The following is a 15,165-nucleotide window of genomic DNA, read 5'->3' on the forward strand; positions in this document are numbered from 1 at the left end:
ATCAAGTTTCCTCCTTTGTTGGAGACTTCAATTCTGATAGCTGATTTTTTAGTTTTTCGTACTCAGGATAATCACGACTAATTTCATATTGGTCTAATAAACTTTTTCTACCAGCAGAATTCAGTAGCTTCTGACATAAAGCAGTAGGGTCATCGCCGCTAACCATATGTAAGTATCCGATTAATCGAGTAATGGACTTACGAACCTCATGTTTTTCAGTGTGAGATTCCCCCCCCTCTGAAACATATTGGGGCTCGTTCTTCCCTCTAGTTAAATACTTAGCCAGATACTTATCAAAACCTGACACTTTTGCGTCGAGATGAAGATAAATGCAAATATATCTAAAGGAAGCATCCGCTTTGTACTTTGACTTTTTTGCTGGTGACCCCTTTAGATTTTGACTAACATTTACGTCAACATAAATAAAGCCACTCAACTCATCTAATAATTTTTTGTTCGCTAATAACCAGTAGCCAACCATGTCTGGTGCGACAGAGTGGCTATACAAAGGTAAGTAGTTTGAGAGCTTTTCTATATCGTGTTCAAGATCATTGCCTGCCAAACCGTCATTACCTAAAAGGTCAGAATCTAAAGGTACTTGCTGAGCACCTTTAATACTGATGCCTGTTTTGTATTTACACCAAAAATCAATTTGACTGAAAAGCTTTAAATTACAAGGAATGCTCTTTTTGAGCAGCTCTTTATGATCAAAACTCTCAGAGACGAACATATTTAGAATTTTATTTTTCGCTTTGTCCTGACGACCAAAAACACTAGATAACTTGGGCCCATACAACTCTTCTAGAGCCTTAGATAAAATCACCTCAACGATTACTCTGTGATCCTCAAGATACTGCTTACGACCTTCTACACTCCAATCGTTAATTGGCGACAAATCAGCATCACGCATAATTTATAAATCCAGACTTAAATTTTTGTTTGGCTAACAGGTTTTTTAGTTGACTGGTTTCACCATCCGTAAGGTCTACTTTTTCTTTACAAACTGCTTGGTTGATTTGCTCTGCTATCCCACAAAACCTTAAACCAGCCCAAGAAGAAGGATGTAGGAACAATCTTTCTGCTTGTTGTAGCTCATCCTCATTCCGCGACTCTTTTGTCTTCATTGGCCCCAAAAGCCCGTCTACAGATTCATTACAACCTAAGGTATTAAGGTAGGGAGACAATCCAAGCTCTCTCATTTTGTTAAGTTCAGCTTTAGCTCCTTGTGTAACCCACCAACGCTGAGCTGCAAGTAGAGCTTTAGATGGCGAAGTACCATTTTTTACAAGTTGGTCATAGTGAGACTTTATATATGCTGTAACAATATCTGGCAACGCCCACAATGAACCAATTGAACTCACTGCACCCCACTCTATCATCCGCATATCAAAACCAAACGCTTCATTTACTGGAATAGAGAAAACACTCAAAGGGATGTTACTACCACTCTGGCAAGCCCAGAACTCAACTCGTTCCATACCAGCAACTTGATTGACGAGTTCTAAATCGTTCAATTCGAAATGCGTCGTTTTAAGAGAGGGTCTGTTGGGAACCTCATGGACGCAATGGCCATAATAGGATAAGACTTCACTGCTACTAATCGCACCAACAAAATCATTTTTCTGAATATCTGTCATTAGGTTTGAGGCATGTTCATTCGCTACATTATGAAAACGTGTGTCGCCGCCATTGATACTTTTTGTACCATTACGCTTATTAAAGTGCGTTACATGGTTGCAAAGGTAAAGAACAGTTGGAAGCCAATTAATCTCATCAACCAATGTATAAAGTTCTTCACCCTCTATTCCAGTAGCAGCCCACGGTATCTGTGATGCAAAAAAAGAGGTTAACAATCCAAGGCGTTTACAGTCATCAGGTAATATTTCACGCCAGTTTATGAAGTCTAGAACCCAAGTTCTAAGACCATCAGCGTTTCCTTTTACATATTCACCAATATCATTAACTAAGTTTCTTGGTAAGCTAATGCTATGGCCTGTCACCATTGGTTTTCCAGCATTCATCGTAGCGACCAAAATAAGTACATCGTCGTAATTCGACTCAATGTCAATTCTGACCAAAGTTAAATTAGGGTTCTTACATAATGCATCATAAAAGTGCTCGAATTGAACTGAATAGTCACCGTTTCTCCGTTTCAAAAATGCAGGATCTAGCTCGTCAATTAAACTTTCAATCTTAAGAAAGTCAGTTAAACAGTCATTTGATTTTTGTCGTAGAAATGCAATCGAATCTTTACCGTCTATCGCACCCTTAAGCACCGCAGGATACAGTTCAGGCTCGTAGAAGTAGCTAGATGCCCGAACTTCTTCTATGATTGAATCTTCCTCTGATCTTTCAAAAACCTCAATTAGTGCTGCCTCAACATCCTCTTCACTTAAATGCTCTAACATCAACGCAAGTTCATTCAGATTAAAATAAGTAGACCCCACCTGAAGTAAATCACTACGTAAAGGCAAACAAACTTTTTTTTCTGGAACTTGCCAATGTTTGTTTGCGCTTTCACAAAAACGTAGAGCACTACAATTTTCAAGTAACTTGAATGAAGCAGTTAAATCGTTCTGTTCCACTAGTATACGAGCAAGTCCTGAACATGTTCTTTGAACTAGAGATGCTAATACATCGGCTTCTGCATCACTCTTGCAAGTTCGCCGAATTTCCATCAGTTCGTATTGCTTTTTCAATAGCTGCTTTAAGTTTTCTGGTGACGGTTTGGTTTTTGCAGTCCGCACCAAGTAATCAATTTGTTGTTCAGGTCTAGCTATATCTACCTCAGGGTTAATTGTCATAATTTTAATAGGGTCAATTCCGAACTGAGGTGCTATATCTAAAATGGTCTCGCATAGCTCTTTGTGTTTTGGAGAGTCTGAGAAATGTATCAACCTCGCAAAACTTAACCCGAGACCTTGTTCTGGAGCCATAACATTCATAAAAGGTGGTAAATTGTAGTTCATGTAACCTAAGTACAATTCAACTGATTTCGCTTGTGACTCACATGCTTTCTGGTTAAACCCTTGATCGAAAAGTACGCTCGCTAGATTAAAGTGGATAATTGAAAGCTGACCATCTCTAATCACCTTAGGAACTTCACTATTAAGCAATAAATCAATTGCTTGAATGTGAAGTGACTTGGCCTTTTCTAGGCAATCTAAATCTTTATCAGGCCAAAGATAATCATGTGCAGCCCTACGATAGGTAGCTGCCAATTGCGAGAGACTGGAAGCGTGCTTCTCAGGGAAACGCTGCCTTTGAGGAGTGTCTATTGCTCGATTAAAATACTGAATAGCCTTATTTAGGTTATGGTAAGTACCACCTGGTAATTCAGCGTGATATGAAAAGTGCAAGACCCCTAAGTCATGACAAGTTGAAGCTCTCGCTAGTGGCTCCTTAAGAGCTATCTTCAATGCTTTGGACAATAACTTTTCTGCTTTCGCGATAGATTTTGCATCTTTTGACTTTATGAGTTGCTTTGCAGATTCAGTGAGGTCGAACCATTTACGTGTTACACGGCTACGAAGCTGTAAGTCTTGCATAAAACTGTACTCTATAGCTTGCTCAGTTTGTATTGAGAAAGAACCCATTCGCTTTCCTCATTAATATTCTTTCCATTTTCAGGTAACCCTCTCTCGCCCACCTCTGAAATCGATACCTGTTGCAGATTTAGGCTAATAGTATGAATCAATTTAAAGTTTACTCTAACTCATAACACCATAATAACCAACTTGCATAAGATGCCAACACGGGTAACATTAAGACAGTCAAATAACTTCTGGGAAAACATATGTATCAGGTACTTAAATAGCGCCACCGTCAAGAGAGAGATTCCTACCCTCAAGCGCTATCTCTGCGCGTCCACCGTGCACTTAGTTGGCTGAAAAAGGCAGAAATGTGCGATGACCATGACTCGAGATACATATTTCTTTGGATAGCCTTCAACGCAGCCTATGCTCAGGATTTCGATTATAAGGCTGATTTTGGTGAACGTGGTTTGTACCAAGAGTTTTTGACTAAAATCGTATCATTAGATAGGGATAACAAATTATCTGAATTAGTTTGGTCTCAATACTCCACTTCAATAAGGCTAATCTTAGATAATGAATTTATCCTCCAGTCATTTTGGAAATACCAATCTGGTGATATTAGCCAAGACCAATGGAAGCATGAGCAGTCCAAAGCAAAATTTACTGCTAACAAAGCTCTGTCTAGTAATGACACCGTAACAGTCCTGAGTATCGTATTTTCCAGGCTATACACTTTACGAAATCAGCTAATCCATGGCGGGGCTACTTACAACCGTTCAGCTAATAGGGGTCAACTAAGAGATTGTACCGCTGTGTTAGAAAGTGTTGTTCCAACAATTATTTCTATAATGATGGATGGGAGTGGTGAACTATGGGGTGATGCTGTTTATCCGCTGATCTAAAAATAGCTGATTCGAGATGTTCAATTGTTACCCTGTTCCATTGAAACATATCGCTGATACATTTGAACAAGTCTATTACAGCCTAAATCCCATTTAGTTCAATAGACCACTAGACCCGAGACCACCGCAGCGGCAGGCTTGCCGCTTGTATGACTTTCTAAACTGGGAAATATAAAAGATGGCCTAACATATTCGACTAACACAGATGGATACAAACTAGTTGCAATCTCTCTAAATTAGAGCCAGGAGTTCTGCTTTTTTAGTATTAAATTCCTCATCAGTGAGCACTCCCAACTCTTTCAATTCAGCAAGCTTTTTAAGTTTTTCCATATTCTCAAGTTTATTATCTGGAGGAGCGACCATTAATTGAATAGCGCTTTCTATGTTACATGTCTCTTCAATGTTTGGATCAGTACAAATGTTTACGAAAACTCTTTTTAACGCTGGGTTTTGCTGATACTCATCTTCGTTTTTGATATACATTTGAATGAACTCAGATGCTTTTGCTTTGTGAACCATACTTAATTTTTCTTCAACCACTTTTTCTTTCGTAGCTTTTTTTTTGGTTTCGTCTGTTTTGTTTTGTACATTTTTAGTCATGGCAAAGCCAAGAAAAATTAAAACGATAATAAGAATCAAATAAACCATACATATTTCCTTTAGATTTGTTAAAGCGAAGAAAGGAACATATTAAACTTAAAAATATGATTGATAAAAATGTTAATTAATCTAAATTTAATATTTTTGAACTGACTAAGGCGAACAAAGTGAGATCGCGAACATTTCTTAGGTCATTTTACGATCACATTTAGTTGTGATCATATAGTTCCTTTTTAGGGAAAAAATTATGCATATTGACCACTTTAAAGATCATTTCACTAAGCGGTGGTATTGGCAGTTTGGTAATTATCATGTACATGCCCAAAAAGGTTTCAAGATACTACTTAAGTACAATGAGAAATCAATTTATAATTGTATTGTTAATTTTTTCTACTAACTGATACGTATCGAGATCTATATTGAAACTATCAGTGATAACATGACCATGTCGGGCTTGATATACCTGATACTTCAATGTAATTCTTCCACTCTAGCCACAATGCTCTTTAATTAGTTATTAATAAATACACAAATCTAATTAAGTAAGCTCAGCAGAGCAGTGCTTACAGACTGACGCCTCACTTCTGACAAGCTCAGCACATAAAGGGCACTTTTTCATATCGCCAGATGCAATAGAGGATTGCTCTACTTTATCTTGGTTTGGAGACATAATTAAAGCAATAATTAAGCCAATTATAGGCGATAAAATTAGAGAAACAAAAAATAAGCCGACACCACTTCGCCCTTTATTACTTGCATAAACCCCTACTAATACTGCAAAAACCAACCACATAATAACGACAAACATATAAACTCCCTATTTTAAGTATTTTTTATAATTAAGCTAATACTTAATCTACCTCATTACTTTCAATAAGTTAAGACCCACTTATTAAATAACAATCATTAGGTAAACTGATAATAATCACAATATAAAATGACCTAAAATCATATGGTTATATCCTATAATAAGTATATTAATCATTAATAGGTCACTACAATTCATTGAAATTGTTGAACTAATAAAGTATTCGCTCCATGGGTGAGATATTAATGTTTGAAGCTCTAATACAACTGCGAGTCGATACCAAACTTTTGTTTAGTCAGCCTCTTCATAGACTTGAACAGATAGTCATAGAGGATAAGACCGTCTGTTTTTGCCGTCTCGATGATATTGTAAAGCATGGCACTCGCTTGTGCTCCGTTGCCGTTATTTGAGAAGCACCAGTTTTTCAGCCAATCACTAGCGGTTCAATTGCACGTTCAGCACGATTGTTATCGATACTCTAAGGCTGACCCTCTATATAACGTATCAGCCTTAGAGCATTGACCGAACGCGTAGTTAATAGCTTTACATAACGAGCTAGAGCCCATCACTTTCTGTGTGGTAGCCGCTGATAAAGCTCATCAAGTAGCGGTTTTGCATAAGCTTGCAGCTCAGTTCGCCTTAGCTCCGCGCTCACCCCTTTTATTCTTGACACTATTTCATATAGCTTCTGGATTTTAACCAAGGCCATATCCGCTTTGCCTTTACCTTATCGCGCTGTTTATTGGTAAAAAGTAACAATGCGCCTGTGCTAAGCGATAGGTCAGTTTCATTTTCGATAAAGGCGGCAAGACCGTTAATGGACTTTCAAAAATCCACGCTCTCCCGATAGAAGTAAACCTCGGGTGCGCTCAACTTGACGTCGTTAAAATTGAGCGTCATATTCGCCAGTGCGGGTTGAGCAACTTGGAAATGGGTAGTTTTCTCCATAACTTCTGTCCGAACAAAACCACCCTGACGACAGTCGTCTGTAAATTGCAGGGAGAATCGTTTAGCAAAGAAAATAGAAAGGCTGTGCTTGTTCTGTCGGCAAAATTCTTTCTGGGTTAAAGCACTGCTTTCGTATTGCTGTAATAGCCCCAGCCATTCCTGAACACTACGTCGATTAACCATGCTCTTATCTCCTTAATTTGTGGAGCTAAGAGCATAAGATGCCAGTCAGCTAAATTGAATGCGGGGTTCATGTGCCGCTTACGATTTATACGAGTGAGCAGGGAATAGTAACGCAGGTTCACTCCATGATTTAATGTTAACACCTCCTAGTCAGCTAATAGACTAATAGTGGCGTAATAATGCCAGAAGTTTACATAATAATTTTGAGAATCTACGTTTTGATCACATTGGGACAAAGTGTTTAATAATTTAGTATTGAGAGATTCTCGGTCAACTTGGGCATCAGTCATTAATATAGAAGTTTGGTCTGCAAATAAGGTATTGCCGAATTTTCGGGATTTTTTCCATAACTCACTGTCTGTATTTGGCATGTCTGCTCCATCTATCCCTTGCTCAATCATACTTCGCTTGAAGTTAGACATGATGCTTGCTATTCGTGCCCCACGACTAGATCTAGCATATCTTTGCACAAGGCTATCATTTCCTTGAACAAGATACATTCCGAAAGCATAAGCGCTGCCGCACATTCCCCACGCTTCAGCCTCAGATTTGCTATCCGTAGATTGATTAAAGGGGATATCTAGCTTCAAGTATGTTTCGTCACTAGCCGTAGCCATGCTGCAACTAAGTAACCCAACTAATAATACGAGAGTCTTTACGTTCATTGTTAATCCTTTGGTGCAAATCAACGCACTTTAGTTTTATAGTGAGGCGGAAGTTGAATTGCGTTAGCTTTGCTCGCTACATTTAACGAATATCTCAGCAATACGTTGTGCGATATTATTACTTGGTACTATCATTGAGGCGATTGCGCAAATTGCACTTATGGCAATGTTTTTGAATTTCATATTTCTGTCCTTAATATTTGCTTGCTTCAGTATGACTAACTTGAATGTTTTTTTATCTAGTGATTTTATATATTTCATTAAAATTCCCACCCAATAATCTGCTAGGGTCGGTATGTAAAATGTTCGCCTTTTTACTTAATGATTAATATCTTTGAGTTTTCTATTGCAAATTTTGCTGCAGAGTTTTGGTCTCTTTGGTTGGCAATATCAACTGATTTAGGTAGTACTATGAAGTACACTTCAGGCTCGATATTGATTCGATTCGTCCTTTGCTTGTCAGTGCTCCACCAATACGCCTCTAAGTTTACACTTAGTATTATTGATTTCTTGTTTGCAAACTTACCAAAAAACTCCCCCATTTCATGTACGCTGCCAAATGCAGAATTTAATGGTACATCGTTTACACTTTTTAGGTATGTAGTGAAGCTAATACCATTTACTTGATCATCAATATGCGTTTCAAGCGGGTTTGATTGAAATTGGCCCGAAACAAATGGCATTCCTTCTTTCTTACCGTCGTCATGCACATAACCATTACATCCATCGGATTCGGGTAACCTATTCCTAAAACGATACTCTGCGCAAGCAAACTCTCCGACAACATTCGATATTGAGCGTGTAAAGGAGGTTGACGCTAGCTTATCAACTGTGTAATTAGAACCAAAATTTTTAGAGGGGAATAGATATTGCTTTACACCAGACAATCGACCTGTCGAACCTAAATCTATGCTTGTGCCATTTTCAATAGCTGACAACACTACGTTGGGTCTACCGCTTACTGTTTCACCTGTGGTAAATAACTTGGCATTAGAAAAGCGAGGATAGTTGCCCTGTTGGTAGCTATTTGCCACAGTGGGGCTGGATAAGGTAATGATGATCATTGAAAGAAAAGTTACAACTATTCGAAATGGCATATTAACTTCCTTATTTATATAAGCTTCATTAAATGCAATAAATACCACTTAAGATATAATGAACCAGTGATGATTGTTGCATCGATTATTAGCCTAGAGGGGGGGGGGTAGCAATACACTTCACCTCCCCCATGTAGTTCATTCCAGGAGTCTTGATTACTTTTAGTTGTTAAACGCAGCCATAAACTCTTTGATAATAGGCTTATCAAAATTGTTTACATAGGTCGTTTTGAGAGGGTACTTCTGCTCGTAGAGTGGATCTTCGGAGTTGAAACTATTGAATTTTTGTGTTTCCGTAAATTTTTGTTCAAACGAAAACTCAAGTTTGGAGACATTCTTATAGGGGTAAAGTACGAATGCAACCCTGGTGTTTCCGACGACAAAGCTCCCTCCTTTTTCAGAATCTGTTTTGGTATTTGTGCTTAAGTATGAACCTTTGTAAATACGCTGTATGTTCGCGAAAGCTGTAACATCATCATTTTTTAGTGTGGAGGTTCCATTATAGGTTTCGACTTTATCTTGAACATTGGTGTAGCTTATATAGTTAAGCTCATTGAGATTCTTTCTAAACTGGTTTTCAAGCTCTGAAAACGAGAATTGGGTTAATTTTGAACTTGAGTCTGTAAATCCATACCCTCCCCCCTCAATTGTATCAGCCTTCAAGTAGAACTTGTGGTTACCATCCTCAGTTTTGTAGAACAGGTAATTGTGGTCATATCCACCTTCAACCTTTTGATCAGAAGTCGTTCTTATGACGTATCTAGCGAAGTTTGGGTTAGTAATGGAATCATGCTCATATCCTTGCGTAGTGTAGATTGCAGGTAAATTAGGAACATTCGATACAAAGCGTGTATTTACAAAAGTTTTTCCATTGTTGGATAGTCTTTTGTTGATTTCTTGTTGAAAATAGGATGATGGTACGGAGCTATCGATGCTAATACTTACTTCGATTGGTTCAGGGATGTTATAAGTTTCGTTCACGTCTGCTTTGGGTGTTAACTGGCATCCTGATAACATGGCGACACCAGAAAATAATACTAGATACTGTTTCAAAGATAATTCCTTCTAAGAGATAATTTAAGTACAACGGTTGTGCCTAAAGTGGCCTACGTGTATTGCAGCTCGTTAACTGAGTGCAATTGATGGTTGATGCGTAATGATTAAAACCATCGAGTGCTTTGTTACTTTATATAGGCTCATATTATTCACTCTTGCGCATATGTAGTATAAAGCACACCTACATTAGAGTAATTGCTCTTGAATCAATGCATTTCACATTATTTAATGTAATTGTATGAAATAAAGCATTGATGTAGCATGATTTTTTATTGAACGAAGGAGCGGCTGTAGTTTTATGAGAGGGGAGTTACGATTCAGGTTAATATTCCACCTCAAAGAAGAGCAGGGGCGACTATAGGAGGGCTAGAAACTCTTAAACCAGAAAACGCTCCAGCAACAACTATAAAGAAAGATATTGAGGTATTCACCGCGAACCATACCTGAAATACCAAAGGCACTTGTCATCAAAACCTAAAAGAAGACTATTTAGCGCTGAATTCAAAGTCGAAGATCTGAAGCTAGCAGGGAAAGTAGGTATCGCTACAAGATAACTCTAATTATACGAATCTCAAATCTATGATTGGCATAAAACGGCTACGATAGACAGCAGCAGCGATTACCCTAAATCGAGTTGCTAACTACCAGTTATATGATATAGATATTGACAATAGAAATGGTGTCCCCAGTAGGAGTCGAACCTACGGCCTTCCCCTTAGGAGGGGGACGCTCTATCCAGCTGAGCTATGGGGACGCGGACGCAATGATACCAAATAGTTGTATCATTACCAGTAATTCATAGACTCTTTAACCCGTTTGACCACTTTTTCAGCTATACCTATTTTTACTATCCTTAACTTTGAGCACGCCAAGTCTCAAAACTCATCAAATAATAGGCGACAAATTTCTTTAGCTGAAATGAGAAACCACCCATTATAAGTAAATACTAATATTAAATTTTCAATAAACGCACTACATCTAAACTATGAAATTATAACTATCATTATAATTAATTGATTATTAAGATTAATTTATAGTTGTCAAAAAATGACTCACTCCTCCTAAGTCTTAGACACAGGTTCGAATCCTGTAGGGGACACCATTTCTTCTGTTTATTTCTTTAAAATCAAAAAATTAAACCAACTCTCTTCTTTCTGTGGTGCCACAGTGGTGCTGATGACATGTTTAAGAACTAGTAATCAATTAATCCAGCTGAAAATAAAAACACATGGTACTTTTCGAATAGGTGTGATGTCCCAGAACACTTTGCAATACGCCTAATCTATTTCATATAAATATAAGTTCATATAAATATAAGTTCATATAGAATGTATGATCCACTTGGTGTTTTTGTCTTATAACTAGATAGTTAATCAGCGACTAGGCTAATAAAGGTGGTTTTCATAAATGATTGACCACCTTGTAGAACTGGTACCAATTTGTTAGAAAAAAACTGATCATACAAACAGGCAATAACCGCAATAAGCCATTTCAGCATGGCTATCTCTAGGTCTACTGCGTTCATGGCCGCAATCAACGGCTTAACACGAGAGTTTCCATCTCATTGATGCCCTTCTAAATAATCACGTGCAGGATGACACGGATTTCGTTCACAAAGAGCAGATAGATGGCCGTCGATGATAGTTTTGGGTAAATTTTCCTTTAAGCACTCACTGATCAAAAAGCTTCGCTTTGAATCATAACTTTGTGCCAATGGTTCTCCGTTGATAAATAATTCAAACTCTAAGTTCATCAAATTTTGCGCAGGCTTGATATTTAAATGCTCAAGCAGATTAAATAGGTTTTCTGCCGTACCTAGTGGCTGTCCTTGCTCATTTTTATCTGGAAAAAGCAAAGTCCTTTTTGGCTTTAAACCTTGACTGTTTACTAACGCTAAAGTGTTCATATTGAATTCCTTATCGCTTAGTAAGTCTGAGTGACGGTTCTGTTTTCTAGAAATGCATCCAGATCAGCGATAGCATACAAAACCTTTCTACCAATTTTTATAAAGGGTAATTGGTATCGCCCTGTGCTTGCCCAAACCGCTAACGTACCCGCAGAAACGCCTAGGTACTCTGCCGCTTTTTCTCGATTTACCATGTTTGAGTATTTGCCTGATAGATTTAGACTATTCATATTTAGTTCCTTTAAATTGTATTTATCCGAAGTGGATATATGGAATGTAAACGTGAAAAATTGATACGCTAATTCATACCGAGGTACGGTTTTGAAGGTCTGCAAAATCAGGTTAGGTTGGTAGCTTCATGTATAAGGGCAGAGCCAGGAACGGATCGGATGAAAAGTTTTTTAACAATCTTAAGTTGCTTTCGCATAGTCACGATTCGTAACTGTACTGACAATGTTTGTAGAGAGTCAAGGCTACTAACATCTAATAGACTCTACTCACTAGCAAGGTTTTGGACCATTGTTAGTGAGTAACTTTGGACGATATCACCATCGAGGTGACTTTCCGCATCCCAAGTGTCAACTACTACCGTTTTTGGCGGTGATTGATTAGCACAAAACAGGGCTAAAGCTTCCACTAATAATTTACGTTATAAGAGTTATTTTTTCAAATTTGCAGGAGAACATGCAAACCCCAGTTACCTTTTAAGCACTTTCTCTTTAAAGTTAGTTACGTCTCACTTATGTGTTACCTCTCAATGTAGCCAATTTTTTATGTCTACCAGGACTTTTAGGTCACTTAAATTTGATATCATATTAACATTGTGAGGTAAGTGGTGGAGAATTAAATGGAATTTGTCATCTTAGCTATTGCTAGGTTTCGAAGCGACCAAAAAGAAGCGATGAGTAAAAACTTTGTGAACTTAGCTAAGTGCTTAACTGAAAATGGGCATCAAATAGTCACAGTTTCACCTATCGAATTTCAGTCTCATGTAGCAATAAATCAACACACGTTCCGTAAGAAGAGCCGTTACGAATCCCTTATAGAAGGCCTTCTGAATCTCATTCGGCTTTGTAAGGAAGTTAACCTACTTCTTCAATTGAAACCGATGTCGAAAGTGAACATACATATTGCCACGCCAGTAGAATTACTGATTGTATTTCTCTTTTTAAAATCTCGTTATCATAAGCAAACGACGTTATCCATTTGGCAGTCATATCTGACTTATGAAGAGTTTAGGTCTAATGGGAAATTTTTTCTTCGGAATTGGGTTCGTTATTTCCATTTATTGGTGTTTAACTCTTTTATTACTGCACCACTATATCGGTGGTTATTACGCTACTTTCAACAAACGATAGTTCATAGTCAATATCAAAAACGGCAATTGGCGTCTCAATCAAGCGTTCTGATACACTTCGTACAGAATGGCGTTTTCTCAAAACGATTTACGCCACCAAAAGTCTTAAATAAATCGAGCAAAATGTCGTTGCTTTACATTGGGCATGCTAAGCCTTCAAAAGGGCTAGATGTATTAATAGAATTAGCAGCAACATTGAAAAAGCGCAATATCATAGACTTTGATCTCACGCTTTGTCTAAGTGGATTTGGTAGTCAAAAAAACATTGAGAAAATGGTGAGGGGACGTAATCTCGATACATGTATCCACTTTAAGGCGGATATCAATGTTGCTTTAGAGATGGCAAAAGCAGATTTACTCATCTTGCCGTTGAGAACCTGTATCGGAACTAGTCTGACCCCCAATCTGATTGTAGAAGCAGCTTCTTGTGGTTTACCTATCGCTATTCCGGAATTTGTGCAATTGACTGACATAATTCAGTTTGAATCTAACGCAATTAAAATTGACATTAAAGATATGACTGCTAGCGCTAGAGCGATAGAACAGTGCGTTGATCAAAACCGACTCGAACGTTTATCCAACAGCCAATTGAAACAGTTTAAAGAGAATTTCACATTAGAAGGGTTTATTTCTGGTTACTCCCAAAAACTCGGCCTCGAATAAGAGAGTGTATAACTTATGGACAAGATTAGCTTTATAGCACCGTGTTTTAATGAAGAATCTGTGATTGAAGAGTACTACGCCCGTTTGTGTAGTATTGCCGAACGTTACGATCGGTATATGTTTGAGTTTGTGGTAGTTAATGACGCAAGTGAAGACAAAAGTGCTGCTATTTTAGATCAATTAGCGATGCAAGATCGTCGACTAGTGATTGTTCACCTTGCTGCGAATGTTGGGCAACAAACTGCCCTATTTGCAGGCATTGAAGTGGCGACAGGAGACATTAATATAACCATCGACATTGATCTTCAAGATCCTCCTGAATTGATGGAGCAGTTTTTAGAGAAGGTTGGTGAAGGCTTCGATATCGTCCATGCACAGCGTCTTTCTAGAAGTAATGAAACACCTTTTAAAATTATTAGTGCAAAATTATTTTATCGCTTCTTATCTTTCGCTTCTTCAGCTAATTTGATTGAAGATTGTGGTGAGTTTAGAGCGTTTACAAAACCAGTACGAGAAGCCATCACTAGTTTTCGTGAGAAACATAAATACTTGAGGGGGATCTTCGCCATTGTTGGGTTCAATCAAACGATTGTTCAATACAAACGCAATGGTCGGCATGCTGGTGAGACAAAATACTCGCTAGCTAAAATGATAGCGTTGGCTTCTGATGCCGTACTTAACTTCTCCCGCTTTCCCATAAAGTTAATGTTCATGATTTCGACCTTAATGTGGTCTCTTAGCTTGATCTACTTGACCAAGGCGTTCCTCAGTAAGTTTATCTACGGAACAGCAGTTGATGGTTGGACATCTATTATTTTTTTCCAAATCTTTTTCTCTGGAGTTCTGCTGTTTTTTATTGCTTTAATTGGGTCTTATGTTGGGCGAATTTTTGAGCAAGGACAAGACAGGCCCGACTACATTGTTAGATATACCCAAAACATAAAACGTAACGATGAGAATAGTTAAATTTGGTTCGGTCGGTATACTCAATACCTCTTTTAGCTATCTTGTATTTTGTGGACTGCTCTACGTTAATGTCTACTACTTGGCGGCGTCAGCTCTATCTTTTATTGCTGGGACTGCGCTCAGTTATATGATGAACTCAAAGTACACTTTTTCGGCTGACGTCAGTACGAAAAGGTTTCTAAAGTTTTTTATCATTATGGTGGCATCGTTAACATTCAGTTTGCTATTACTCTATATTTTGAAAAGTGTGGCAGGTATAGATGTTCTTATTGCACAGATTTTGGTTGTATTAATTCGTTTCCCGATTATGTACCTACTAATGAAGTGTATTGTATTTAATCAAGTTCGCTCATAATCACAATAAATCGAGGTGAATTATCAAAACGAACCGACAAGAAAAACAAGATTTCTATAGTGACACCAATACAGTCAAGCAATATGAAAAATTACGCTTTTCTAATATCGGTGGGCTGTTCGT

At 37.9% G+C, this 15,165-nt stretch carries 15 protein-coding genes, 1 tRNA gene and 1 pseudogene; 4 read left to right on the plus strand and 13 right to left on the minus strand.

The genetic code is table 11. The features are described 5' to 3' along the window. Position 1: 1 nt before the first annotated feature. Both AACW90_RS05550 and AACW90_RS05555 read right to left on the minus strand, forming a co-directional pair. Entirely contained in the window at positions 2-910 is a 909-nt protein-coding gene (locus AACW90_RS05550; RefSeq protein WP_390231966.1) for a hypothetical protein, read from the minus strand. After that, a complete protein-coding gene (locus tag AACW90_RS05555; RefSeq protein WP_390231969.1) occupies positions 903-3,596 on the minus strand; it encodes a CHAT domain-containing protein in 2,694 nt (897 codons plus the stop codon). Before AACW90_RS05555 ends, AACW90_RS05550 begins: the two co-directional genes overlap by 8 nt. Positions 3,597-3,901: 305 nt before the next feature. Here AACW90_RS05555 and AACW90_RS05560 point away from each other — a divergent pair, with 305 nt between their 5' ends. After that, positions 3,902-4,438, plus strand: a complete 537-nt coding sequence (locus AACW90_RS05560) for a hypothetical protein (protein ID WP_390231972.1) — start codon at positions 3,902-3,904, stop codon at positions 4,436-4,438. 231 nt (positions 4,439-4,669) lie between these two features. Here the strand turns inward: AACW90_RS05560 and AACW90_RS05565 are convergent, their stop codons facing one another. From AACW90_RS05565 to AACW90_RS05615, 11 genes and pseudogenes are all read right to left on the minus strand, one after another. Next, complete coding sequence (locus tag AACW90_RS05565) at positions 4,670-5,086, minus strand: SHOCT domain-containing protein (RefSeq protein WP_390231975.1); 417 nt, start codon at positions 5,084-5,086, stop codon at positions 4,670-4,672. Positions 5,087-5,576: 490 nt separating this feature from the next. Next, a complete protein-coding gene (locus AACW90_RS05570) occupies positions 5,577-5,846 on the minus strand; it encodes a zinc ribbon domain-containing protein (protein WP_390231978.1) in 270 nt (89 codons plus the stop codon). A 257-nt stretch (positions 5,847-6,103) separates the two neighbouring features. Beyond that, positions 6,104-6,567: pseudogene (locus AACW90_RS05575) on the minus strand (IS66 family transposase); the annotation flags it as partial. 104 nt (positions 6,568-6,671) lie between these two features. After that, positions 6,672-6,977 carry an IS66 family insertion sequence element accessory protein TnpA gene (gene tnpA / locus AACW90_RS05580; RefSeq protein ID WP_390231981.1) on the minus strand — a complete coding sequence of 102 codons (306 nt, stop codon included), beginning with the start codon at positions 6,975-6,977 and terminating at the stop codon, positions 6,672-6,674. A gap of 146 nt (positions 6,978-7,123) precedes the next feature. After that, positions 7,124-7,642 carry a hypothetical protein gene (locus AACW90_RS05585; RefSeq protein WP_390231984.1) on the minus strand — a complete coding sequence of 173 codons (519 nt, stop codon included), beginning with the start codon at positions 7,640-7,642 and terminating at the stop codon, positions 7,124-7,126. Between the two features lie 314 nt (positions 7,643-7,956). After that, positions 7,957-8,739: a hypothetical protein gene (locus AACW90_RS05590; RefSeq protein ID WP_390231987.1), complete on the minus strand. Its 783-nt coding sequence runs from the start codon at positions 8,737-8,739 to the stop codon at positions 7,957-7,959. A 162-nt stretch (positions 8,740-8,901) separates the two neighbouring features. After that, positions 8,902-9,792: a hypothetical protein gene (locus AACW90_RS05595; RefSeq protein WP_390231990.1), complete on the minus strand. Its 891-nt coding sequence runs from the start codon at positions 9,790-9,792 to the stop codon at positions 8,902-8,904. Between the two features lie 680 nt (positions 9,793-10,472). After that, positions 10,473-10,549: transfer RNA gene (locus AACW90_RS05600), tRNA-Arg, on the minus strand. A gap of 615 nt (positions 10,550-11,164) precedes the next feature. Next, complete coding sequence (locus AACW90_RS05605) at positions 11,165-11,320, minus strand: hypothetical protein (protein WP_390231993.1); 156 nt, start codon at positions 11,318-11,320, stop codon at positions 11,165-11,167. Between the two features lie 36 nt (positions 11,321-11,356). After that, positions 11,357-11,701 (minus strand): hypothetical protein, encoded by a 345-nt coding sequence (locus AACW90_RS05610; RefSeq protein ID WP_390231996.1) that lies wholly within the window; start codon positions 11,699-11,701, stop codon positions 11,357-11,359. 17 nt (positions 11,702-11,718) lie between these two features. Beyond that, positions 11,719-11,931 carry a helix-turn-helix domain-containing protein gene (locus tag AACW90_RS05615; RefSeq protein ID WP_390231999.1) on the minus strand — a complete coding sequence of 71 codons (213 nt, stop codon included), beginning with the start codon at positions 11,929-11,931 and terminating at the stop codon, positions 11,719-11,721. 617 nt (positions 11,932-12,548) lie between these two features. Here AACW90_RS05615 and AACW90_RS05620 point away from each other — a divergent pair. The 3 genes from AACW90_RS05620 to AACW90_RS05630 are packed head-to-tail and all read left to right on the plus strand — an operon-like array spanning position 12,549 to position 15,042. Then, positions 12,549-13,721: a glycosyltransferase family 4 protein gene (locus AACW90_RS05620; protein WP_390232002.1), complete on the plus strand. Its 1,173-nt coding sequence runs from the start codon at positions 12,549-12,551 to the stop codon at positions 13,719-13,721. Positions 13,722-13,736: 15 nt separating this feature from the next. Next, positions 13,737-14,687, plus strand: a complete 951-nt coding sequence (locus AACW90_RS05625; protein ID WP_390232005.1) for a glycosyltransferase family 2 protein — start codon at positions 13,737-13,739, stop codon at positions 14,685-14,687. After that, positions 14,674-15,042, plus strand: coding sequence for a GtrA family protein (locus AACW90_RS05630; RefSeq protein WP_390232008.1), 369 nt, complete (start codon positions 14,674-14,676; stop codon positions 15,040-15,042). Before AACW90_RS05625 ends, AACW90_RS05630 begins: the two co-directional genes overlap by 14 nt. Positions 15,043-15,165 lie beyond the last annotated feature (123 nt).

Origin of the sequence: Vibrio frigidus, assembly GCF_042465995.1 — a bacterium.
In the GTDB taxonomy this organism is placed as follows: domain Bacteria; phylum Pseudomonadota; class Gammaproteobacteria; order Enterobacterales; family Vibrionaceae; genus Vibrio.